This is a genomic window from Streptomyces sp. NPDC016309, from assembly GCF_043077235.1.
In the GTDB taxonomy this organism is placed as follows: Bacteria; Actinomycetota; Actinomycetes; order Streptomycetales; family Streptomycetaceae; genus Streptomyces.
Window position 1 is genome coordinate 92,557 of sequence record NZ_JBIBSG010000004.1, and the last position, 21,694, is coordinate 114,250.

Annotated in this window: 19 protein-coding genes and 1 pseudogene; 13 read left to right on the forward strand and 7 right to left on the reverse strand. The window is 74.2% G+C overall.

Translation table 11 applies throughout. The features are described from left to right. Nucleotides 1–97: 97 nt before the first annotated feature. Nucleotides 98–691 carry a hypothetical protein gene (locus tag ACF068_RS11260; RefSeq protein WP_392273948.1) on the reverse strand — a complete coding sequence of 198 codons (594 nt, stop codon included), beginning with the start codon at nt 689–691 and terminating at the stop codon, nt 98–100. Nucleotides 692–1,274: 583 nt separating this feature from the next. On the opposite strand from ACF068_RS11260, the gene ACF068_RS11265 reads away from it, so the two are divergent. Next, the gene (locus tag ACF068_RS11265; protein WP_392273949.1) at nt 1,275–2,519 is read left to right on the forward strand and encodes a helix-turn-helix domain-containing protein; all 1,245 of its coding nucleotides are present in this window, start codon (nt 1,275–1,277) and stop codon (nt 2,517–2,519) included. A gap of 199 nt (nt 2,520–2,718) precedes the next feature. Continuing rightward, complete coding sequence (locus ACF068_RS11270; RefSeq protein WP_392273950.1) at nt 2,719–2,979, forward strand: hypothetical protein; 261 nt, start codon at nt 2,719–2,721, stop codon at nt 2,977–2,979. 107 nt (nt 2,980–3,086) lie between these two features. Here the strand turns inward: ACF068_RS11270 and ACF068_RS11275 are convergent, their stop codons facing one another. Then, nucleotides 3,087–3,566, reverse strand: a complete 480-nt coding sequence (locus ACF068_RS11275) for a YchJ family protein (protein WP_392273951.1) — start codon at nt 3,564–3,566, stop codon at nt 3,087–3,089. 131 nt (nt 3,567–3,697) lie between these two features. Here ACF068_RS11275 and tgmA point away from each other — a divergent pair, with 131 nt between their 5' ends. From tgmA to ACF068_RS11290, 3 genes are all read left to right on the forward strand, one after another. Beyond that, nucleotides 3,698–3,892 carry a putative ATP-grasp-modified RiPP gene (gene tgmA, locus ACF068_RS11280; RefSeq protein WP_392273952.1) on the forward strand — a complete coding sequence of 65 codons (195 nt, stop codon included), beginning with the start codon at nt 3,698–3,700 and terminating at the stop codon, nt 3,890–3,892. A gap of 20 nt (nt 3,893–3,912) precedes the next feature. Continuing rightward, a complete protein-coding gene (tgmB, locus tag ACF068_RS11285) occupies nt 3,913–4,851 on the forward strand; it encodes an ATP-grasp ribosomal peptide maturase (protein ID WP_392273953.1) in 939 nt (312 codons plus the stop codon). Between the two features lie 188 nt (nt 4,852–5,039). Further along, complete coding sequence (locus tag ACF068_RS11290; protein ID WP_392273954.1) at nt 5,040–6,812, forward strand: FAD-dependent oxidoreductase; 1,773 nt, start codon at nt 5,040–5,042, stop codon at nt 6,810–6,812. 152 nt (nt 6,813–6,964) lie between these two features. On the opposite strand, the pseudogene ACF068_RS11295 reads toward ACF068_RS11290, so the two are convergent. Further along, a pseudogene (locus ACF068_RS11295) lies at nt 6,965–7,242 on the reverse strand (alpha/beta fold hydrolase); the annotation flags it as partial. A gap of 105 nt (nt 7,243–7,347) precedes the next feature. Here ACF068_RS11295 and ACF068_RS11300 point away from each other — a divergent pair. Both ACF068_RS11300 and ACF068_RS11305 read left to right on the forward strand, forming a co-directional pair. Then, a complete protein-coding gene (locus ACF068_RS11300) occupies nt 7,348–8,670 on the forward strand; it encodes a 6-phospho-beta-glucosidase (RefSeq protein ID WP_392273955.1) in 1,323 nt (440 codons plus the stop codon). A gap of 57 nt (nt 8,671–8,727) precedes the next feature. After that, nucleotides 8,728–10,623 (forward strand): M64 family metallopeptidase, encoded by a 1,896-nt coding sequence (locus ACF068_RS11305; RefSeq protein ID WP_392273956.1) that lies wholly within the window; start codon nt 8,728–8,730, stop codon nt 10,621–10,623. 204 nt (nt 10,624–10,827) lie between these two features. Here ACF068_RS11305 and ACF068_RS11310 read toward each other — a convergent pair whose 3' ends face one another. The 3 genes from ACF068_RS11310 to ACF068_RS11320 form a co-directional block, all read right to left on the reverse strand. Next, nucleotides 10,828–11,616, reverse strand: a complete 789-nt coding sequence (locus ACF068_RS11310; protein ID WP_392273957.1) for an SAM-dependent methyltransferase — start codon at nt 11,614–11,616, stop codon at nt 10,828–10,830. Nucleotides 11,617–11,733: 117 nt separating this feature from the next. Beyond that, nucleotides 11,734–11,979 carry a DUF397 domain-containing protein gene (locus ACF068_RS11315; RefSeq protein WP_064072405.1) on the reverse strand — a complete coding sequence of 82 codons (246 nt, stop codon included), beginning with the start codon at nt 11,977–11,979 and terminating at the stop codon, nt 11,734–11,736. Beyond that, on the reverse strand, nt 11,980–12,843 hold the full coding sequence (locus tag ACF068_RS11320) for a helix-turn-helix domain-containing protein (RefSeq protein ID WP_392273958.1): 864 nt from the start codon (nt 12,841–12,843) through the stop codon (nt 11,980–11,982). It lies immediately after the preceding gene. 214 nt (nt 12,844–13,057) lie between these two features. Between ACF068_RS11320 and ACF068_RS11325 the strand changes: the two genes are divergently transcribed. The 5 genes from ACF068_RS11325 (at nt 13,058) to ACF068_RS11345 (ending at nt 20,168) form a co-directional block, all read left to right on the forward strand. After that, nucleotides 13,058–13,531, forward strand: a complete 474-nt coding sequence (locus ACF068_RS11325; RefSeq protein ID WP_392274363.1) for an ATP-binding protein — start codon at nt 13,058–13,060, stop codon at nt 13,529–13,531. A gap of 5 nt (nt 13,532–13,536) precedes the next feature. After that, a complete protein-coding gene (locus tag ACF068_RS11330; protein WP_392273959.1) occupies nt 13,537–13,956 on the forward strand; it encodes a hypothetical protein in 420 nt (139 codons plus the stop codon). A 559-nt stretch (nt 13,957–14,515) separates the two neighbouring features. Next, nucleotides 14,516–16,327 carry a S8 family serine peptidase gene (locus ACF068_RS11335; protein ID WP_392274364.1) on the forward strand — a complete coding sequence of 604 codons (1,812 nt, stop codon included), beginning with the start codon at nt 14,516–14,518 and terminating at the stop codon, nt 16,325–16,327. A gap of 250 nt (nt 16,328–16,577) precedes the next feature. Beyond that, nucleotides 16,578–19,388: an AAA family ATPase gene (locus tag ACF068_RS11340; RefSeq protein ID WP_392274365.1), complete on the forward strand. Its 2,811-nt coding sequence runs from the start codon at nt 16,578–16,580 to the stop codon at nt 19,386–19,388. An 81-nt stretch (nt 19,389–19,469) separates the two neighbouring features. Next, a complete protein-coding gene (locus ACF068_RS11345; protein WP_392273960.1) occupies nt 19,470–20,168 on the forward strand; it encodes an ester cyclase in 699 nt (232 codons plus the stop codon). A gap of 161 nt (nt 20,169–20,329) precedes the next feature. On the opposite strand, the gene ACF068_RS11350 is transcribed toward ACF068_RS11345, so the two are convergent. Further along, a complete protein-coding gene (locus ACF068_RS11350) occupies nt 20,330–20,557 on the reverse strand; it encodes a DUF5133 domain-containing protein (RefSeq protein ID WP_392273961.1) in 228 nt (75 codons plus the stop codon). 101 nt (nt 20,558–20,658) lie between these two features. On the opposite strand from ACF068_RS11350, the gene mmuM reads away from it, so the two are divergent. Continuing rightward, on the forward strand, nt 20,659–21,585 hold the full coding sequence (gene mmuM / locus ACF068_RS11355; protein ID WP_392273962.1) for a homocysteine S-methyltransferase: 927 nt from the start codon (nt 20,659–20,661) through the stop codon (nt 21,583–21,585). Nucleotides 21,586–21,694: the final 109 nt, after the last annotated feature.

A 21,694-nucleotide genomic window follows, 5' to 3' on the forward strand; every position in this document is an offset into this window, starting at 1 on the left:
GCGGGGGGGACGGGGGGGGCGGCCCAGCCCCGGGTGAGGGGGCGCCCCCCGCCCCCCGCCCCGCCGGCCCCCCGCCCCGGGGCCGCCCGCCCGGTGCTTACGGGCTGGTGACCGTGAGGACCGGCGAGACCTGGTACTTGGCGCCGAACTTGGCCTTGTCGCCGGTCTTGATCAGGCCCGCGCACGACCCGGACGCACTGGTGACGGTCAGCGCCGGGGTGGCGTCGGGCACGATCTCCAGGACGCCGGTGGCGTTGGTGTAACTGCCGGTGTTGGCGGACCCCTCGATCGTGGCGTTGCACGTCCCGAGCAGGCTGGTGCCGGTGAGGGTCACCTTCACGCCGGTCAGCGTGCCCTTGGTGACGCCCGCGGCGTAGGTGACCCCGTTGAGCTTCATCGCCTGGACGGACGAGGAGACCCACTTGGACCCGAGCGGGCCGTTGCACTTGGTGGCGGAGGTGCCGAAGGTGGCGGTGCCGATGGTGGCCAGGCCGGCCCCACTGGCGTAGGCGCCGTCCACGGCGGTCCCGGAGGCGGCGTAGACGGAACACGTGATGGTGGCGCCGGTGGTCACGTTGGTGAGGACGGCGTTGGCGGCCGGGACGTTGGTGGCTGTGAACACGTCGTCCGCGGCCGGGTTGCTGACGGTCCAGGTGGCCTGGGGGGCGGCCGACGCGGTCGTCGCGGACACTCCGGCGGCGGCCAGTAACGCGGCGGCAGAAATGGCGGAAATTCTGGTAACGGGTCGCACGGGCTGTTCCCTCCTGAGGGGATGGGGCGTACCTGATGACCGCTTTCCCCCACGCGTATGCGGCTCGTACACGCCGGGGACAAGCGGTGGCGGCTCACTTCACGGAACACGGGGCCAATTGCGTACGGCCACCAGGTCGAGCACCTTGCGCGATTGACGCTACGAGCGAGTAACCGGCCGCGCAATACGCGCCCGTAAGTTTTCCCCGGCATTCTTACCGACGGGTATTTTCTTGTCGTACGGGCCACAGATCGCCGGGGTTTCTTGTACGGAAGTGAGCACTCCCGCCCCTTCGGCCGGGTGCCGGCCCCGCCCGGACCGGGAAGACGGTCGGGCTTCGGCCAGATCCGTGCACCGCGCCCGGACCATTGGTCCGTACTGGTGCGCGCCCGGCGACTCCTGGTCTATGTTCGGCACCCACGAAGTGCTCGACCCCGCCCGCACGTGGGAGCGCTTCCCCCCACAGCGCCCCCGCACCACCTCCCCCCACCGGCCGCACCCGGAGAAGGAGGGGCCACCCGCCATGCCCCGATCCACCACCCAGCCGTCGGACGTGGGCGAGCCACTGGGGCCGCTCCCCCAGGAGTTCGCCGCCATCATCCGGCCCGAACTGCCGAGCCTCGTCCAGGAGATCGGCATCGAGGTCACGCGCGCCTACCCCGAGTACGCCCGCCTCCTGGGCGGCCCCTACGGCAAGGCGATCCGCCTCGGCGTCGAGGAGAACATCTCCGCCTTCGTCGACCAGGTCGCCTCCCCCTCGGCGCCCACGACCCTGCGCGACGAGATGTGCCGGCGGTTCGGCCGGTTCGAGGCGTACGAGGGCCGCAGCCTGGAAACCCTGCTGGGGGCCTACCGCCTGGGCGCCCGGGTGGCGCTGCGGCGGGCCAAGAAGGTCGGCAGGCGCTACAACTTCTCCCCCACCCTGATGCTCAGCTTCGCCGACGCGCTGTTCGCCTACGTCGACGAGCTGGAGGCGCTGTCCCGGGAGGGCTATCTGCAAGTCCGGGCGGAGACCGTCGAACAGGCCGAGTCCTTACGCAGACGGCTGCTGCACCTGATCCTCGCCGGACCGCCCGTCCCGCGCACCGCCCTCGCCGAACTGGCCGAGCAGACCGGCTGGCCGCTGCCCGACCGGGTCACGCTCGTCGCGCTGCGCCCTCCGGCCCGTCCCTCCCTCCGCGGCAAACCCGACAACGATGTCCTGGTCGACCCGAGCGACCCTCAGCCGCACCTGCTGTTCCCCGGCCCGCTGGACGACACACGGAGGCGGTCGCTCGAGGCGGCCCTCCCGGCGGACCGCGCGGCCGTGGGCCTCACCGTCCCCCTGGCCTCCGCGGCCGACTCGCTCCGCTGGGCCCGCCGCGTCCTGGAACTGATCGACGCCGGTGTCGTCGAGGACGCCCCGCTCACCTTCTGCGCCGACCACCTGGTGACCCTCTGGCTGCTGGCGGACCCCGCCCTCGTCGACCAGCTCGCCGAGCGGGAGCTGGCCCCGCTCGCCGGACTCACGCCCACCCGCCGCGACCGGCTCATCGATACCCTGCGCACCTGGCTGGACACCCGCGGCACCGCCGCGCAGATGGGCGAGCTGCTCGACGTGCACCCGCAGACCGTGCGCTACCGGATGCGCAACCTCGAAGCCCGGTTCGGCGGACGGCTCGCCGACCCCCGGTCCAGGTTCGCGACGGAGGCGGTGCTGCGGGCGCTGCACCTGCGTGCCGCGGAGTCCGGCGGCCGGCGGGGCACCGCCGAGGGCCGGCGGGGCTGACCGCGGCCGGGAAGATCAACACCTGCCGTCCGGCGGGGACTTCGGGCGTTCGTGCGACGGAAATCACCGGTCGCGGAGCAAACGGTTGCAGCACAGATACAAACCCTTGGGGTAAACGCGAACCTGATGCTGTACCCATGGAGGGAGCACAGCAAACAGACGGCTGCCACAAGCAGCGCTCAGCAGTGAAGGACTCCACGTGACCGCGTCGCCCCTCGTCCCCGTCCCGATCCCCGACCGGGTGGCCGCCCTCATCGGCTCGTGCATGCCGATCGGCATCCTTCAGGCGGAGGTCGACGCCGAGTGCGCGGCGCGCGAGGTGTACCGGTTCCGGGCACCCCTGTGCACCGAGGACCAGGCGGACCGCGAGCACGCCCTGGCCGCGCTGGCCCGTGCCAACAAGGTGCTCGGCGCCTACAACCCGGGCCTGCTGCTCCGCCCGGGCGCGTCCTGGCGCTGATCCTCCGCCCGGGGCGCCGCCCGGCGCTGATCTCCCGCCGCGGCCGGCCGCGCGCCGGCCCGTCACTGGAGCCGGCGCCGAGGCGTCCTCCTGCCGGCCGCGCTCGCCTATTCGGTGAAGGTGCCGTCCACGTACACCCAGGCGCCGTCGGTCCGCTCGAAGCGGCTGCGTTCGCTCAGCGCGCCGGGCTCGCCGCCGTGGGTGTAGCGGGCGACGAAGGAGACCGTGCCGGTGGTGTGGAAGAGGGTGCCGTCGGTGGTACCGGTGATCTCCAGGCCGGTCCAGCGCATGGCGGGGTCGAAGTCCACGCTCCGCGGCCGGGTGGCCGGTGCCCAGGTGCGCAGCAGATACGGCTCGTCGCGGACGACGAAGGCGCTGTAGCGGGAGCGCATCAGCAGTTCGGCGGTCGGCGCGAGCGCCCCGCCCGTGTGAAACCGGCCACAACAGGCCCCGTAGGCGGCGGGCAGTCCGCACGGGCAGGGGCTGTCGTCCCGCACCTCGGAGGCGGTGCGCGGGTGTGCGGCGGACCGGGGGTTACGCGAGGTGGGGCGGGGGGTGGCGCGGCGGGCGGGGGTGCGTCGGGACATGCCTCCATTGTGCCGGTCGCCGGGGGCCCGGCCGGCCGCGCGTCCGGTGCGCAGCGGAGCGTAGTGAGCCCCCTACACACGCCCCCGCGTACCGTCACTCGTACCGGAGTTGACGAATGATGGAGGGGATCATGCAGCCGTTCGCGTGCAGCTACGCGCGTCCGCAGAAGGCTTCGGAGGACGTCACCGCGCTCTACACCTACGACCCGGCGCTCCAGCTCAACGTCCTGCCCGACGGGCGCCCGGCCATCAGCGACCGGGCGCTGCTGCTGGCCGCGGGCACGACCACGTCCACCGCCGGCTCCCAGACGCACTTCGACGACTGAAGCACGGCCGGCGCGAGCTGATGACCGTTCTGGTCCTGACGAGCCCTCAGGACGTCACGGCGGACATGGTGGTGGCCGAGCTGCACGAGCGGGGTGTGCCGCTCGTACGGCTGGACCCCGCCGACCTGCCCGGTGGGGCCGATCTGTCCGCCGAGTACGTGCACGGGGACTTCCACTGCTACCTCTCGGCACAGGGGCGCATGGTCAGCTCCCGGGCGCTGCGCTCCGTGTGGGTGCGCCGCCCGGGCGAGCCGGCGGCGCACGCGCCGGGGACGTCGGCGTGGCTGGGCGCGGAGACCGGGCAGGCGCTGTACGGGATGCTGTACTCGACCACGGCGCGCTGGATGAACCATCCGCGGCCGGCCGCGCAGGCGCGGTACAAGCCCTGGCAGTTGCGGGTCGCGCACCACAGCGGCTTCGCCGTGCCGCCCACGCTGATCACGACGTTCCCGCGGGTGGCGGAGGAGTTCGCCGAGCGCTACGGGCGGGTGGTGGTGAAGTCCCTGTCGGGGCCGCCGCGCACCGATCCGCCGGTCGCGCTGCCCACCACGCTGGTGGAGCCGGGGGCGGACTTCGCGGGGGTCGCGGCCGGGCCGACGCTCTTCCAGCGGTACGTGCCCAAGCGGGCGGACGTCCGGCTCACCTGCGTCGGGGGCCGGCTGTTCGCCGCGCGCAAGGCGTCCGCGGAGGGGCAGGTGGACGGGCGGTACGGCGACACCGGGCACGCGTGGGAGCCGGTCGGGGTGCCGGACCGGATCGCCCGTCCGGTGCGGGAGTTCATGGACCTGGCCGGTCTGGTGTACGCCGCGTTCGACTTCGCCGAGGACGCCGAGGGCCTGTGGTGGTTCCTGGAGTGCAACCAGGGCGGGCAGTTCGGGTTCGTGGAGCTGGAGACCGGGCTGCCGATCGCCGGGGCGGTCGCGTCCTGGCTGGCGGCTCCCGGCCCGGCGCACACCTGAGCCCGCGTCTCTCCCCGGCCCGGGCGGCCCGGGGGGCCGGGGGCCGGCGGGTGGTGCCGGCGCGAGGCCGGTGGCGGGAACCGGCCATTGTGCGGTGGCGGGGCGCACGGTGGTTCCGGGTCGCGCGGGGCGGCCCTAAGCTCCTGCGACCGACGGGCTGGTTACCTCGGGTAAGGGTTGGGTGGGGCATGCACCGTACGGGTACGACACGACGCACCTTCATGGCGGGCGCCACCGCCGTCACCGGGGCGGTCGGGGTGGGCGCGCTGCCGGGCCCGGCGGCCGCGGCGGCCCCGGCGCCCCGCGGCCCGGCCGTCGCGGTGTTCGGCGGCGGGGTCGCCGGGATGACCGCCGCGCACGAGCTGGCCGAGCGGGGGTTCCGGGTCACGCTCTACGAGCGGCGCGCGCTCGGCGGCAAGGCGCGCAGCATGGACGTGCCCGGCAGCTCCAGGGGCGGGCGCAGACCCCTGCCGGCCGAGCACGGGTTCCGGTTCATCCCGGGCATCTACCACAACCTCCCCGACACGATGCGGCGCATCCCGTTCCCCGGCAACGCCCACGGCGTGTACGACAACCTGGTCGCGCCCCGCGAGATGGCGTTCGCCCGCACCGGCCGCGAGGACCTGCGGATGCCCATCCCGTGGCCGGGCCACCAGCCGGAGCGGCTCACGCTCGACGACATCCGCCGGGCCCTGACCGCGCTGGTCGAGACGGCGACCGGGCTGCCGCTCCACGAGGGCGCGTACTTCGTCAACCGCGCGCTGGTCTTCCTGACGAGCTGCGACGAGCGGCGCGACGAGGTGTGGGAGCACATGCCCTGGTGGGAGTTCACCCGGGCGGCGCGGATGTCGGAGACGTACCAGCGGATCCTCGCCATCGGCGTCACCCGCAACATCGTGGCCACCAAGGCGGAGGAGGCCAGCACCCGCACGGTGGGCACGCTCGGCGAGGCGTTCGTCTTCAACGCGCTCGGCCGTGGCGCGGACGGCCCGCCGGACCGGATCCTGGACGCGCCCACCAACGAGGCGTGGATCGACCCGTGGGAGGCCCACCTGCGGTCGCTGGGCGTCGAGTTCCGTATCGGCTGGAGCCTGCGCGAGGTGCTGTACGGAGGGGGCGAGGTGACCGGCGCGCTGGTGGAGGACCCCGCCGGCGTCCGCGGCACGGTCCGCGCCGACCACTATGTGTGCGCCCTGCCGGTCGAGCACGCGCGGCGCACCTGGGGCGCGGCCCTGCGGGCGGCGGACCCCCGGCTGGCGCGGTGCGACGGGCTCCGGACCGACTGGATGACGGGCATCCAGTTCTATCTGACCGAGCGTCCGCCCATGGTGCGCGGCCACGTCAACTGCATCGACTCGCCGTGGGCGCTGACGGCGATCGCCCAGGCGGGGCACTGGCCGCGGCGGGACTTCCCGGCCGACTACGGCGACGGCGTGGCGGTGGAGTGCCTGTCCGTGGACATCTCGGAGTGGGACAGGCCGGGGATCCTGTACGGCCGGACGGCCAAGCAGTGCACGCGCGAGCAGGTGGCCCGTGAGGTGTGGGCCCAGCTCAAGGCGGCCCTCAACGACACCGGCCGCACGGTGCTCAAGGACGGTGCCCTGCACTCGTGGTTCCTGGACCCGGGCGTGGACGGTCTCGGCACCCCGCACCCCACCAACGAGGACGAGTTGCTGATCCACCCGGTCGGCACGTTCCACCTCCGCCCGCCGGCGGCCACGGCGGTCCCGAACTTCTTCCTGGCGGGCGACTACGTGTCGGTCGCCATCGACCTGGCGACGATGGAGGGCGCCAACGCCGCCGCCCGCCAGGCCGTCAACGCCCTGCTGGACCGGACCGGTTCCGACGCCCCCCGGTGCGTGGTGAAGCCCCTGTTCCGGGCGCCGGAGATCGAGGCCCTGAAGCGGCACGACCGCGTCCGGTACCGGCTGGGGCTGCGGAACGCGCTGGACGTGGGCTGAGGGCGCTCAGGGGCGCGCGGTGCGCCCCAGGACCGCCTCGGCCGGCGGCGCGAGGACCTGGCGCGGCAGGGCGTGCCCCATCCCGGGGGCCTCGACCAGGTCGGCGCCGCCGGTGACCTGCGCCAGGTGCCGGGGGTGGGGCGGCGGGGGCCGTCGAGCAGTGCGACCACATCCTCCGCGAGGGCGGTGAGGGCGTAGGGCTCCTTGTCGTAGGACCAGGTCGAGCGGCCCGTGTCGCGGTGGTCGTAGCGGATGACCCGGTGGTGGGCGGCGAGCAGGTCGCACAGTTCGTCGGGCCAGCCGAGGCCGGACGCCTGGGCACCCATGACCAGGAGCAGCGCGGGGCGTCCGGGTCCGGGTCACCGCGCCACTCGGTCCACAGGCCCACGCCGGGGGCGGTCCGGACGTACCGGACGTGGGGCTGGGGCACGGGTGGTTCCCTTCCATGAGGACGAGACGATACGTATCGTCTCGCTCGGTCCTGCCGTGGTCAAGCCTTTCCGGGCGCTCCCGCGCGGCCGAGTAGCGTGACCGCATGAAGCTGACGATTCTGGGTGGCGGCGGTTTCCGCGTTCCGCTGGTGTACCGGGCGCTGCTGGGCGACCGCGCGGAGGGGCGGGTCACCCGGGTGACCCTGCACGATGTGGACGCGGACCGGCTGCGGGCGGTCCGCGGTGTGCTGGCCGAGCAGGCGGCGGGCGTCCCGGACGCCCCCGTGGTGACGGCCACCACGGACCTCGACGAGGCCCTGCGGGGCGCCGACTTCGTGTTCTCGGCGATCCGCGTCGGGGGCCTGGCAGGGCGGGCGGCGGACGAGCGGGTGGCACTGGCCGAGGGCGTGCTGGGCCAGGAGACGGTGGGCGCGGGCGGCATCGCGTACGGGCTGCGCACGGTCCCGGTGGCCGTGTCGATCGCCCGCCGGGTCGCGGCGGTCGCCCCGGACGCCTGGGTCATCAACTTCACCAATCCGGCCGGGCTCGTCACGGAAGCCATGTCCCGGGTCCTGGGCGACCGGGTGATCGGCATCTGCGACTCGCCCGTGGGCCTGGGGCGGCGCGTGGCGCGGCTGCTCGGGGCCGACCCGGACGAGGCGTTCTTCGACTACGTGGGCCTCAACCACCTGGGCTGGCTGCGCGGTGTGCGGGTGGCGGGGCGGGACGAGCTGCCCCGGCTGCTGGCGGACCCCGGGGCGCTGGGCTCCTTCGAGGAGGGCAAGCTGTTCGGCGCCGACTGGCTGCGCTCCCTGGGCGCGATCCCCAACGAGTACCTGCACTACTACTACTTCAACCGTGAGGCGGTGCACGCCTACCGCGACGCCGGGCTGACCCGGGGCGCCTACCTGCGCGAACAGCAGGCCGGGTTCTACGGCTCCCCCTCCCTGGACACCTGGCACGCCACCCTGGCCGAGCGCGAGGCCACCTACATGGCGGCCAACCGGGAGGCGGCCGGCGCCGGGGAGCGGGCGGAGGAGGACCTGGAGCCGGGCGGGTACGAGCAGGTCGCCCTGGCGCTGATGCGGGCCGTCGCCCGCGACGAGCGCACCACCCTGATCCTGAACGTCCGCAACCGCACCACCCTCGCGGAGCTGGACCCGGACGCGGTCGTCGAGGTGCCCTGCTTCGTCGACGCCAACGGCGCCCACCCGGTGTCGGCCGCACCGCTTCCCCGGCACGCGGCCGGGCTGGTGACCACGGTCAAGGCGGTCGAGCGGGAGGTGCTGGCGGCCGCGGAGGGCGGGTCGCGGGCGGCCGCCGTCAAGGCGTTCGCCCTGCACCCGCTGGTGGACTCGGTGTCGGTGGCGCGACGGCTCCTCGACGCGTACGTGAGCGAACACCCGGGGCTGCGCTATCTGGCGTAGCGATGGCCAACAGCGGTGTCTTTACGGCTCGTTGGTCGCACCGTACGCTCCGGCCCCATGGTTCCTCAACGCCTTGGACGAGCCGCCGCGCTGACCGGCGCGGCCTGCCTCCTCACCACCGCGCTGGTGGGCTCCGGACCGGCCACCGCCGGGGAGCGCCCGCCGGTCACCGAGAACGCCACCGTCGTCCCGGTACAGACCACGGGCCCCGCGGACGAACGGTTCAACCTGGTCCTGCTCGGGGACGGCTACACCGCGGAACAGCTTCCCGAGTTCCGGGCGGACGTCGAGAAGCACCTCAACGTGCTGTGGAGCATCGAGCCGTTCGCTTCCTACCGTTCCTACGTCAACGTCTGGGCGGTGGAGGTCCCCTCGGCCGAGTCGGGGGTCGACTGCGACCCCGCGCTGGACGCCCCGCGCCGGGACACCCCGCTCGGGATGGGCTTCTGGGGCGGCTGCGACCCCGGCAGCGTGCAGCGGCTGCTGACCGTGGACGGCGACGCGGCCGACGCGCTCGCCGGCCTGGTACCGGGCACGACGGCGGCCAACCGGCAGATCGTCGCCCTCGCCAACAGCGACACCTACGGCGGCGCGGGCGGCACCCACGCCACCGCGTCCGGCGGCAACGCACTGTCCTCCCTGATCACCCCGCACGAGATCGGCCACTCCCTGGGCGGGCTCCAGGACGAGTACGACTACTACGGGCGCGGTGTCCCCGGCGGTGCGTACGAGGGCGGCGAACCGGCGTCCGCGCACCACACCGTGCTCACCGAGCGGCGGATGAGGGACCAGCGGGCCAAGTGGTGGCGGTGGCTGGGCGAGGAGAGCGAGTCGGGGGGCGTCATCGGCCGCCACGAGGGCGGGCTCTACAGCACGAAGGGCGTGTGGCGGCCCAGCCGGCACTCGATCATGAAGACCCTCGGGTACGCCTTCGACCAGGTGGGCCGCGAGGTCATGGTGCGGGCGATCTCGTCGAAGGTGAACCTGGTCCGGGCGCACACCCCGAACACCGCGCCGCTGGGCGCCGACCGGACGGTGTGGGTGGACACGCTGCACCCGGTGGGCGGTGAACTGGACGTGACCTGGCGGCTCGACGGGCGCCCCGTGGGGACGGCCGGGGCCCGCACGGTCGACCTGCGGCGGCTGGACGTGGCACCCGGCCGGCACACCCTGACCGCGACGGTCACCGATCCCACGCCGTTCGTGCGGGACCCGGCGGTGCGGGGCTCGGCGGCCCTGACCCGCAAGGTCACCTGGACGGTCGACCCGGCGGTCACCACCCGGCCCGAACCGGTGGCCGCCGCGTTCACCGGGCACACCGCCACCGGGGCGCCCGTCGGGGCCCGCTCGGTCGTGTACGCCGACACCACGCACCCGGCCGACCGCACCCTCGCCGTCCAGTGGCGGCTGGACGGCCGGCGGGTGGCCGGCGCCGGCAACGACCGCGACCTGGACCTGTCCGCGCTGCGGATGCGCCCCGGCGTCACCCACACCCTGACCGCCCGGATCGCGGGCACCGGCCACGAGCTGCGCTGGACGGTCGACGCGACACCGGCCACCGGGGCGTACGAGCTGTCGGAGCCGCTGCGCACGGTCCGCCGCCCGGGCCGCCCGGTGGAGTACGTGTACGACGGTCCGTTCACGATGCGGCTGACCGCGCGGGACGACCAGGACGGGTACGTGGTCAGCCAGTTCCGGGTCGACGGCGACGGCTGGTACACGTACTACGGCTGGCCGACCGACGCGGACGCGCCGTTCCGCTTCACCCCCGGCGGCACCGAGATCGACGGCCTGGTCTACGGCAAGCTCGGCACCCCGCGCGTGGTCCCCTGGGACGACGCGACGCCCGAGTACGGCACGCACACGGTGGAGTACCGCACGATCGACTCGGCCGGGAACACCGGCCCGGCCAAGAGGTTCCTCGTCACACTGATGCCCCCGGCGGCACGTTAGGGAGTGTCCGGAAAGTATCGGCGTCCGCCCGGAGGGCGGGGGCCGCGGTGTCCGGTGCGTGCGATCGCAAGGCGGAGGAGGGAGTCATGGCGGTGGGGGCACCTCCCGTGCCCGGAGGGCTACGGGGGACCATGGCGACCGACGACAACGCCGCGAGCGCGCGTGCGGGACACCGCGGGCCAGGCGAGACTTCGCGGACACGACCTAGGGCTTGCGTGCCACGCCGGCGTAGCCCGGGATCGGGTCGTCGCCGGCGACCGGGACGGCCTCGCCGAGCTCCGGGTGCCAGTCCGCCGTGAGCGACACCCCGGGTTCGGCGAGCTCCAGGCCGTCGAAGAAGCGCGTGAACTCCTCGCGGGTGCGCGGCCGCAGGGTGAGGCCACGGCTCCGGTACAGCGCGCGCGCCTTGGCCGCGCCCTCCGGGTCGAAGTCCCCGGTGACGTGCGACAGCACGAGGTAGCTGCCGGACGGCAGCCGCTCGACGAGCCGGCCGAGCAGCTCGTACGCCCCGTCCTCGTCGTCCACGAAGTGCAGCAGGGCGAGCAGGGACAGGGCGACCGGGCGGGTGAAGTCCAGGACCTCGCCCGCCCGTTCGAGGATGTCCCCCGGCTCCCGCGCGTCGGCCTGGATGTACGCGGTGGCGCCCTCGGGGGTGGAGCGGAGCAGCGCCTCGGCGTGGGCGAGCACGATGGGGTCGTTGTCGCAGTAGACGATCCGCGACTCGGGGGCGACCTGCTGGGCGATCTGGTGGAGGTTCGGCTCGGTCGGTATGCCGCTGCCGACGTCCAGGTACTGGCGGACACCGTTGGCGCCGAGCCAGCGGGTGGCCCGGTGCATGAAGGCACGGTTGACCCGGGCCATGTCGCGCCCCCGGGAGTCGACGGTCAGCAACTGCCTGGCCATCTCCTCGTCGACCGGATAGTTGTCCTTGCCGCCCAGGAACCAGTCGTACATACGGGCCGGGTGCGGCTTGCTGGTGTCGATCCGGGTCATCCGGCGTTCCCCCTGGCGATGTGGACGGACATGGATGCTGCTGAGCGGAAGGTGAGGTGACGGAAGGTCGAGGTGACGGGCGGTGGGTGAGCGGAAAGGCGGTCGGGCGGCCGACGGTCAGGTGAGCAGGAAGTCGGCCTTGCCCGACTTCGCCCCCTGGATGAAGGCGGCGATCTCCCCGTGGGTGTAGATCAGCGCGGGTCCGTCGGGGTCGGCGGACTGGCGGACCGCGACCCGGCCGTCGGCCAGCTTCATCGCCTCGACGCAGTTGCCGCCGTTGCCGCCGCTCCACGGCTTGTGCCACCCCTCGGCGCCGAGCTCGGCGGCGGGCATGCCGTTGTATATGCGCTCTGCGCTATCCATTCACAGCTCCTTGCGGAAATCCCGGAGGATTTCCTTCGTACGTTGCGCCGTGGCGGCCTGGGCCGCCATGCGGTCCATGACCTCGAGGTGCGAGGCCACCTCGGGGCGCGCGTCGAGGTAGACCGCGCCGGTCAGGTACTCGCTGTAGACCATGTCCGGGAGTTCGGGCACGGCGAAGCGGAAGAGGACGAACGGTCCGTAGGTGCCGGGGTGGTGCCCGGAGGCGAACTCGGCGACCTGGAGCGTGACGTTCGGCAGCTCGGTGGCCTCCAGCAGCCGGTCGACCTGGGCCCGCATCACGGCCGGCCCGCCGCCCACGGGACGGCGGAACACCGTCTCGTCCATGATCACCCAGAACTTCGGCGCGTCGGGGCGGGCGAGCAGGGACTGCCGCTCCATCCGGAGGGCCACATGGCGCTCGATGTCGTCGTGCCGGACCTGGCCCACGGCGCCGCCGCGCAGGATGGCGCGGGCGTAGTCCTCGGTCTGGAGGAGGCCGGGGACGAACTGCGGCTCGTAGGCCCGGATGACGCTCGCGGCGCCCTCCAGGCTGACGTACATGCTGAACCAGCCGGGCAGCACGTCGTGGAACCGCTGCCACCAGCCCGGCTTGTTGGCGTCCTCGGCGAGCCGGACGAAGCCCTCCGCCTCGTCGGCCGTCACCCCGTACGCCTGGAGCAGGAGCTGGACGTAGGGGATCTTCAGCGCGACTTCCGCGGTCTCCATCCTGCGGATCGTGGCCGGTGCCACGCGGAGCACCTTGGCGGCCTCTTCCCGCTTCAGCCCCGCCCGCTCCCGCAGATCCTGCAGACGCTTGCCGAGTACGACCTGTCCCACGGTGGGGGCGGACCGCGGCTCGCTCACTTAAGACCTCCCCACGCGCTGTTTCGACGAGTGTGCCATGCGGCGGGCACAGAGAACACCACACTCTGCAACTTTCAGAGTGCCACTTGCCAAGTGTCCGAGTCGGGAGGAAAGTATTCCGGTGAACCAGTTGGTGAACCAGTTCACGCGGCTGCCGCGCTCCGCCACGGGAGAGGCGACGTACGGCGCCGCTCCCCCATGTGAGGAATCGGTCGTGGCTCCTGGTAACGCGCTCACCCCCCGGCTCATAGCCCCACGACCCCCGATCTCCGCCGATGTCCGCCGCTTCTCGTTCGAACTCGCGGCGAGCCCGGAATCGGTCGCCAGGGCCAGGCACCTCGTCGAGGAACGGCTGGTGCTGTGGGAGGTGGACGGCACCGTGTGCGAGTCGGTGACGCTGGTCGTCTCCGAGCTCCTCACCAACGCCGTGGTGCACACGGCGAGCTGCCGGGTGGTCTGCGAACTCCGGGACTGCGGCGAGCGGTTGCGCGTCTCGGTCCAGGACGAGGGGTGCCCTGCCGCCGCGCCGAGGCTGCGGCGGGGCTCACCGGAGGAAGGCGGCCGGGGACTGATGCTCGTGGACGCGGTCAGCAGCGCGTGGGGCGCCCATGACGCGCGGCACGGGGCGGGCCGCGTCGTATGGGCGGAGCTGGCGCACGGCGGTGGCGGCCTGGCGGACCCGTGCTGAGGACGATGGCCACGCTCCTGTCGGCGCGCGGCCGGCGGGAACCGGCCCGGCGGGGTGGGCCCGAGGGCGAGGTGCGGCTCCCGCTGCCCGCGTCGCTGCCGGCGGCCCTGGGCTGCGACGCGGTGGGCGTACCGGCGCGGTACGGCTTCCGGCTGCTGTCCCGGCTGCCCGGCGACGGATGCGTGTTCGCCGACACCGACTGGTGGTGGTGGATCGTCCCGGCCGGCTCGGACGCGGACCTGCGCTGGCCGCTGCCCTCCTGCTACGCGGCGGGGGCGTACGTCCCCGACCGGCGGCCGCGGCTGATCCACCGGCCGGGCACGACGTCGCCGTACACCCCGCCCATCCCGCTCTACCTCATGATCTGCCAGCTCACCGGGGTGGCCCCCGCCTGGACCGTTCCGGGCGTCGGCACCCGTCTCTGACCCACCTGACCGCCGTGGCCCAGCCATGGCGGCCGGCTCGCGCGGCCCCGGCTGGGGGGCCGGGCCGCGCGAGCCGCGGGTGTCCTTCCCGCGCCTTCCGTTCCGACCGTCGCCCCCGGGTGCCCGTGCCCGGGGGCTTCGCCGTGCCTGCCGTACGCCGGGCCGGGGCCCGGCGCGGGCCGTGCGGGAGGGGGGGCCGGCGCCCGGTGGGTGGCGGCAGGGGGGTGGGGGGCGGGGGGTGACAAGGGTTTTCCCCGTATCGGGGTCGTGGCCGGTTTCCCTACTGTCTGCCGCACCGGAGGTTCTCGGCCACCTCGATGTCAGGTGCATGTAACGCGAATCCTCCGGTGACGGCCCCGCCCCAGGGGCCGTCGCGTCGGCGGCGGCGCAAGGGGCATACCCGGCCCGGGGTCCACGGACTGCCACCCCCACGGCACGTCCGCGGTCCCCATGCGCCCGCCGCCCGTCGCGCCCTGCACCGTCAGCCGCTCCGGGAGTCGCCGGAGCTGCCCTGAAAGGGAACACCTTGAACGGTTCCAGGCGGAGACTCATATCCGTCGTGGCGGCGAGCGCCACGATCCTCGGCGTGACCACCACCTCCGCGGTGGCCCTCGCCGGAGAGGCCACCCCCACCCCGAAGCCCGCTGCCCCGGCTTCGCAGGCCATGACCCCGGCGGCGCTGCCCAGCGCGCCCGTGGACAAGGTCATCGTCACCTACAAGTCCCGTACCGCCGAGGCCACGTCGAACAGCGCCGCCAAGAGCGACGCCGCGGCGAAGGCCACCGAGACGGGCGAGAAGCTCAGCTTCGAGCGCCGCCTGGCCACCGGCGCCGCGCTGGTCGACCTCGGCGCGGACGCCTCCAAGCAGGACGTCGCGGAGGTCATGGACGCCTTCCGCGCCGACCCGCAGGTCGCCTCCGTGGAGGCCGACCTCCGCGCCTACGCGATGGCCGTCACGCCGAACGACACCGAATACGCCAAGCAGTGGGACCTGTTCGAGCCCACCGGCGGCATGAACGTGCCCGGCGCCTGGGACAAGACCACCGGCAGCGGCGTCACCGTCGCCGTCATCGACACCGGGTACGCCGCGCACAGCGACCTGAGCGCCAACATCGTGCCCGGCTACGACTTCATCTCCAGCTCCGCCGACGCCCGCGACGGCAGCGGCCGCGACGCCGACCCCAAGGACGAGGGCGACTGGAACGCCACCGACGGGGAGTGCGGCACCGGCTCCAAGGCGAGCAACTCCTCCTGGCACGGCACGCACGTCACCGGCACCATCGCCGCGACCACGTCCAACGCCAAGGGCATCGCGGGCATCGCGTACGGGGCGAAGGTCCAGCACGTCCGGGTGCTCGGCAAGTGCGGCGGCGCGTCCTCGGACATCGCCGACGCCATCACCTGGGCCTCCGGCGGCAGCGTCCCGGGCATCCCGGCGAACCCGAACCCCGCCAAGGTCATCAACATGAGCCTCGGCGGCGCCAGCTCCACCTGCCCGTCCGTCTACAAGACGGCCATCGACGGCGCCGTCGCGCGCGGCACGACCGTCGTCGTCGCGGCGGGCAACAGCAACGCCAACGCCTCGGGCTTCACCCCCGCCAACTGCGCGGGCGTCATCAACGTGGCGTCCACCAGCCGCGAGGGCAACCGTTCGTACTACTCGAACTACGGCTCCATCATCGACGTCTCGGCCCCGGGCGGTGAGACCCGCCGCGCCACCGACACGCCCGGCACCGTCACCACCCCCGAGAACGGCATCCTCTCCACGCTGAACTCGGGCACCACCACCCAGTCGCTGGAGAACTACAAGCCCTACCAGGGCACGTCGATGGCCGCCCCGCACATCGCCGGCCTCGCCGCGCTGCTGAAGTCGGCCAAGTCGAGCCTGACCCCCGCCGAGATCGAGTCCGCGATCAAGGCCAACGCCCGACCGCTGCCGGGCACCTGCACCGGCGGCTGCGGCACCGGTATCGCGGACGCCGCCAAGACCGTGAACGCCGTGACCGGTACTACCACCCCCGGTACCGGAGCGGCGTTCACCAACAGCACGAACGTGACGATCTCGGACAACGCCACCGTGACGTCCCCGATCGCCGTCACCGGCCGCACCGGCAACGCCCCGGCCGCCCTCAAGGTGGACGTGGACATCAAGCACACCTGGCGCGGAGACCTGGTCGTCGACCTGGTCGCCCCGGACGGCACCGCGTACCGGCTGAAGAACTCCAGCAGCAACGACTCGGCCGACAACGTCCTCGCGACCTACACGGTCGACGCCTCCTCGGAGGTCGCCAACGGCACCTGGAAGCTCCAGGTCCGCGACGTGGCGTCGGGTGACACCGGCTACATCGACTCGTGGAGCCTGACCTTCTGATCCTCCGGCAGGACGTACATCTTCACAGGTCAGGGGCGTGCTCGCGGTACTTCGCCGCGGGCACGCCCGCTTGTGTGTTCGTCCACATACCGGACAGGACACCTGGACTCCCCTGGCCGAGTTCGTATCCTGCGCTCGCGGGACAGAACCGCGAGACGGATCGCGGGCAGGGCGCGGGCAGGGGGTCCGCGCCGGAGGGTGGTGGTCGCAAGTGAGGTCGGCGCCGTACCCCTCCACGCCGTGCGCCCCCATGCCGTACGGCCCCGGGCAGACCGACCGGGCCGCGCCCGTCGGGCGGGACGAACTGCTCGCGCGGCTGGACCGGGTCCTGCTGGCCCGTGGACGGGCGCTGCTCACCGGGCCCCCGGGCGTCGGCAAGACGGAGGTCGCGCAGGCGGCCGCGGAACAGGCCGGGGCGCGCGGCGAGACGGTGGTGTGGCTGGCCCCGCAGCCGGCGGACCAGGGCATGGCCGGGGCGGCGGCGGCCGCGCTCGTCGCCTCCGTGCCCGCCGTCGCGCTCGACGGCCTGCCGGGGCCGCAGCGGGACGCCGTGGCGGTGCTCTGCCGCGAGTCCGCCGCGCCGGCCGTCGGCTGGGACCCCATCGCCCTGCGGCTGGCCATCGCGGGCATCCTGCGCACCCTCGCCGAACGGTCCCCCGTGCTCCTGGTCGTCGACGACGCCCAGCGCATCGACGCCGACAGCGCCGACCTGCTGCGCTTCGCCCTGCATCTCGCCCCGCCCGCCCTGCGGGTGGTCGCCGTCGAGACGCCCGCCCCGTACGCCGGGGGCGGCGCCGACAGCGGGGGCGCGCCCATGCCCCTGTGGGTGGCGTCCGAGGCCGACGTGCTGCTGGTCCCGCCGCTCCAGGCCGACGAGATGGCGGAGCTGCTGGTGCACCACCGGCTGCCGTCCCGGCTCGCGGGCCGCATCCACCGGGCGAGCGGCGGCAACCCGCGCCTGGCCCTGGCGGTCGGCCGGTCGCTGGCCGACGCCACCGCCCCGGTGCACCACGCCGAGGCGCTGCCCCTGTCCGGGCGGGCCCGGGACGTGGCGCGCCGGATGCTGGCGCCCGCCTCCGCCCCCGTACGGGCCACGCTGCTCCTCGCCGCCCTGGCGCTGCGGCCGACCACCGCGCTGCTGCGCCGGGCCGGCCGCCCGACGGCGGAGGCGGAGCTGGCGGCGGCGGAACGCGCCGGGCTGATATCGCTGACCGAGGACGGGACGGTCGCGTTCACGGCCGGGCTGCTGCCCTCCACGCTCGTCCACGACACCTGCTGGACCGAGCGCAGCCGGGGGCACGCCGCGCTCGCCGGGGTGGTGGACGACCCGGTGGAGGCGGTGCGGCACCGGGCGCTCGCCAACGACGTGCCCGACGAGGACCTGGCCGCCGAGGTCGCCGAGGCGGCCGACACCGCGCGGCGGCGCGGCAACAGCGCGCTCGCCGCCGAACTGGCGCTGCTGGCCGCCGAGACCACCCCCGCGGACCTGGGGCGGCGGCGGCTGGAGCGGCTGGTGGACGCGGCCGAGGAGGCCGCCCGGGCAGCCCGGGCGGACCTGGCGATGCGGGCGGCGGCCGACCTGCTCGCCCGGGACGCGACGCCCGCCGACCGGGTCCGCGCGCGGCTCGCCGTGCTGGACACGGCGGGGCAGGGACTGACCGACCTGGACGAGATCTATGTGCACGCCACGGAGGACTCCGAGCACGAGCCGGCGCTGCGCGCCGCGGTGCAGTTGCGGCTGGCGGTGAAGTACGTCCTCGCGGACGGCGATCCGGTGCGGTCCCGGGCGGCGGCGGTCGAGTCGGCGGCGCTGGCCATGTCGGTGGGCGACCGGCACACGGCCGCGCGGGCGCTGACCCAACAGGCCCGGATGGACCGGGTGCTGGGTTCGCCGGACGCCGAGCGGACGCTGGCGGAGGCACGGGCCCTGGAGATGACCGACCGGCCGCTCGGGGTCCACAACACCGCCCAGATCCTCACGATCCGTCACGCCCTGTTCGACGACCGGCTCGCCGAGGCCCGTGACCAGTTGTACGCGCTGCTGCCGCTCGTGGAGCGGCGCGGTCCGGTCGAGGACGCGATCGAGCTGTTCCGTACCCTCGCCGAGGTCGAGGCGCGGCGGGGCCAGTGCGCGGCGGCGCTGGCGCACGCCGGGCGGTCGCTCGCCCTGACGCTGGAGGCGGGCCTGTCGCCGGGACCGGCCTGGTACGCGCTGGCGCTGGCCGAGACGGCGGGCGGCAGCTTCGCGCGGGCGGCCGGGTACGCGCGGCGCAGCGTCCGGGCGTCGGAGGAGGAGGGCGACCACGTCTTCCTCTCGCGGAGCCTGTACGCGCTCGGCCGGGTGCAGCTCGTGACCGGGGACGTGGCGGGCGCGCTGGAGACGCTGCGCCGGGTGCGGGACGGGGAGAACGCGCAGTGCACGGTCGACCCGTCGATGCTGCGCTGGCACGAGGAGCTGGCGGAGGCGCTGCTGGCCGGGGACGCCCTGGAGGAGGCCCAGGCGCTGCTGGCCGACGTGGGCCCGGTGGCGGAGCGGCTGGGCCGTACGACGGTGCTGCTGGGCTGCGACCGGGTGTACGCGCTGTGCCTGGCGGCGAGCGGCAAGACGGACGAGGCGGTGGGCCTGCTGGTGGAGACCGCCGAGCGGTTCGCGGGGCTCGGGCTGGTGCTGGAGCAGGGGCGCTGCCTGATCGCCCTGGCGCGGGTGGAGCGGCGGCGGCGCAGACGGTCGGCCGCGCAGGCGGCGATGCAGGCGGCGGCTGCCGTGTTCGAGCGGGCGGGCGCGGTGCCGTGGCTCGGGCTGACCGCCGAGAGCCCGTCCCCCGCCGACTCCTCCCCGGTGCCCGCCGCCGGGAGCGCCCTGTCCCGGCTGACCGACGCCGAGCTGCGGCTGGCCCGGCTGGTCGGGGAGGGAGCGAGCAACCAGGAGGCGGCCGCCAAGCTGTACCTGAGCGTGAAGACGGTCGAGGCGCGGCTGACCCGCATCTACCAGAAACTCGACGTCCGCTCCCGCGCCCAGCTTGCGACGGCGCTCAACGGACCGGCCGCGGGAGTGCGCTGACGGCCGGGACGGGCCGCTCTGCCGGGCTCCTCCGAGCGGCATACGCTGAGAACAGCAGTCGCTCCAACGGCGGGAGGCGTCATGACATTCGTCCAGATCATCGACTGCAGAACCGACCGGGTCGACGAGATGAACCGGTTGCTGGACATCTGGGCCGAGGCGACCCAGGGCAAGCGGACGGCCACGCACGCGGTGATGGGCCGGGACCGCTCGGACTCCGCGCACGTGCTGGAGATCGTGGAATTCCCCTCCTACGAGGAGGCGATGGAGAATTCGAAGCTGCCCGAGACCGACCGGATCTTCCAGGAGATGACGGCCCTCTGCGACGGTGAACCCACCTTCACGGACCTGGACGTCGTCCGGGACGAGCAGCTCAACAAGCTCGTCGTCCGGAAGTTCGTGGACGAGGTGATCAACCAGGGGGACACCGACGCGGCCGACGCGCTGTGCACCCGCGACTACCGGGAGCACGACCCCTCGCTGACCTCGTACGACGTGGACCTGGAGACCGCCAAGGCGGAGAACCGGGAGATCATGGAGGCGTTCCGGCCGCGGTGCACCATCGAGGGGCTGGTCGCCGAGGGTGACACGGTGTGCCTGCGCATGTCGTTCACGGGCCGCCACGTCGGCAGGTACCGGGACATCGAGCCCACCGGCCGGGACGTGTCCGGCACCGGTCACGCGACCTTCCGCTGCACCGGCGGCAGGATCGCGGAGAGCTGGTGGAACGTGGACGACCTCGGGTTGATGCGGCAGCTCGGAGTGGTAGCGGAAGACTGACCCACCCGGCCATGCTGCCGGCCGCGTGGCCCGTACGCGGCCGGCGGGGGCACCACGCGTCGCGGCCCGGGGCCCGTCCCGCGCCGGGCCGGACCGCCCGGCGTGTCCGGCGGGGGCGCGGCCGCCGGTCAGGCGCGGCCCCGGTCAGGCGCGGCCGCCGGTCAGGACGTCAGCAGCGAGTCGTCCTCCGGGCGGGCGCCCGGCAGCCGGTGACGGGCGGCGACCAGGGCGGTGTCCACGTCCGCGGTGCCGGTGGCGACGCACAGGGTCCGGGCGAGTTCGTCCATGCGCTCCCGGACCTCCGGGGTGCCCGCCTCGGCGTGCAGCACCCTCAGGGTCTCGTACTGCTCGACCAGGTTGTTCAGGACGGCGGGGTGGGCCATCAGCACAGCGGGTCTCCTTCCTCCACGAGCGCCGGATGTCGGCGTGGAGCCCTGCTACCCGGTGATCCGTTCCGCATGCCCGGACGTCCTGGGCTAGCTTCACCCCCATGACCAGCGCCGCGACGCCGTCCTTCGCCGACACGCTCACCACCGCGTCCTCCCCCCTCGTCCTCGATGGGGGCCTGGCCGGCCGGCTGGAGGCCGCCGGGCACGATCTCGGGGACGACCTGTGGTCGGCGCGGCTGCTCGCGGACCGGCCCGAGGCGATCGTGGCGGCGCACCTCGCCTACTACGAGGCGGGCGCGAGCGTGGCGACGACGGCGAGCTACCAGGCCACCTTCGAGGGCTTCGCCCGCCACGGCACCGGGCACGAGCGGGCGGCCGAGCTGCTCGCGCTCGGTGTGGAACTGGGCCGGGAGGCCGCCCGCCGGGCCGCCCCCGGGGCGTCCGGCCGGCCGCTGTGGGTGGCCGCGTCCGCCGGGCCGTACGGCGCGATGCTGGCCGACGGCTCGGAGTACCGGGGCCGGTACGGGCTGGACGTCACCGCGCTGGAGCGGTTCCACCGCCCGCGCCTGGAGGTGCTGGCCGCGGCCCGGCCGGACGTCCTGGCCCTGGAGACCGTGCCGGACGCGGACGAGGCGCGGGCGCTGGTGCGGGCGGTGCGCGGCCTGGGCGTGCCGGCGTGGCTGTCGTACAGCGTCGCCGGTGACCGGACGCGGGCGGGCCAGCCGCTGGAGGAGGCGTTCGCGGTGGTGGCGGCGTCGGAGGAGATCGTCGCCGTCGGGGTGAACTGCTGCGCCCCGGAGGACGCCGGCCACGCGGTCGCGGTCGCGGCGCGCGTCACGGGCAAGCCGGTGGTGGTGTACCCGAACAGTGGTGAGCGGTGGGACGCCGGGGCCCGTGCCTGGCGCGGCCGTCCGACGTTCACCGCCGGGCGGGCGGAGGGCTGGCGGCGGGCGGGAGCGCGGCTGATCGGCGGCTGCTGCCGGGTCGGGCCGGACATGATCGCGGAGCTGGCGGCGGGGCTGCGCTGAGCCGTCCCGGGGCGGCCGTCACCGGGACGGACCCGGGGACCCGGGACGGGACCGGGGCGGGACCCCGGGGACCGGGACGGGACCGGAGCGGGACCGGAGCGGGGCCCCG

What these genes read in the sequence shown, in the direction of transcription:
- ACF068_RS11310 (WP_392273957.1), bottom strand. Translation starts at nt 11,616, where the DNA reads ATGACCCGGATCGACACCAGCAAGCCGCACCCGGCCCGTATGTACGAC.
- ACF068_RS11275 (WP_392273951.1), bottom strand. Translation starts at nt 3,566, where the DNA reads ATGTCCCGACGCACCCCCGCCCGCCGCGCCACCCCCCGCCCCACCTCG.
- ACF068_RS11300 (WP_392273955.1), top strand. Translation starts at nt 7,348, where the DNA reads ATGAAGCTGACGATTCTGGGTGGCGGCGGTTTCCGCGTTCCGCTGGTG.
- ACF068_RS11345 (WP_392273960.1), top strand. Translation starts at nt 19,470, where the DNA reads ATGACATTCGTCCAGATCATCGACTGCAGAACCGACCGGGTCGACGAG.
- tgmB (WP_392273953.1), top strand. Translation starts at nt 3,913, where the DNA reads ATGACCGTTCTGGTCCTGACGAGCCCTCAGGACGTCACGGCGGACATG.
- mmuM (WP_392273962.1), top strand. Translation starts at nt 20,659, where the DNA reads ATGACCAGCGCCGCGACGCCGTCCTTCGCCGACACGCTCACCACCGCG.
- ACF068_RS11290 (WP_392273954.1), top strand. Translation starts at nt 5,040, where the DNA reads ATGCACCGTACGGGTACGACACGACGCACCTTCATGGCGGGCGCCACC.
- ACF068_RS11305 (WP_392273956.1), top strand. Translation starts at nt 8,728, where the DNA reads ATGGTTCCTCAACGCCTTGGACGAGCCGCCGCGCTGACCGGCGCGGCC.
- ACF068_RS11340 (WP_392274365.1), top strand. Translation starts at nt 16,578, where the DNA reads ATGCCGTACGGCCCCGGGCAGACCGACCGGGCCGCGCCCGTCGGGCGG.
- ACF068_RS11265 (WP_392273949.1), top strand. Translation starts at nt 1,275, where the DNA reads ATGCCCCGATCCACCACCCAGCCGTCGGACGTGGGCGAGCCACTGGGG.
- ACF068_RS11315 (WP_064072405.1), bottom strand. Translation starts at nt 11,979, where the DNA reads ATGGATAGCGCAGAGCGCATATACAACGGCATGCCCGCCGCCGAGCTC.
- tgmA (WP_392273952.1), top strand. Translation starts at nt 3,698, where the DNA reads ATGCAGCCGTTCGCGTGCAGCTACGCGCGTCCGCAGAAGGCTTCGGAG.
- ACF068_RS11330 (WP_392273959.1), top strand. Translation starts at nt 13,537, where the DNA reads ATGGCCACGCTCCTGTCGGCGCGCGGCCGGCGGGAACCGGCCCGGCGG.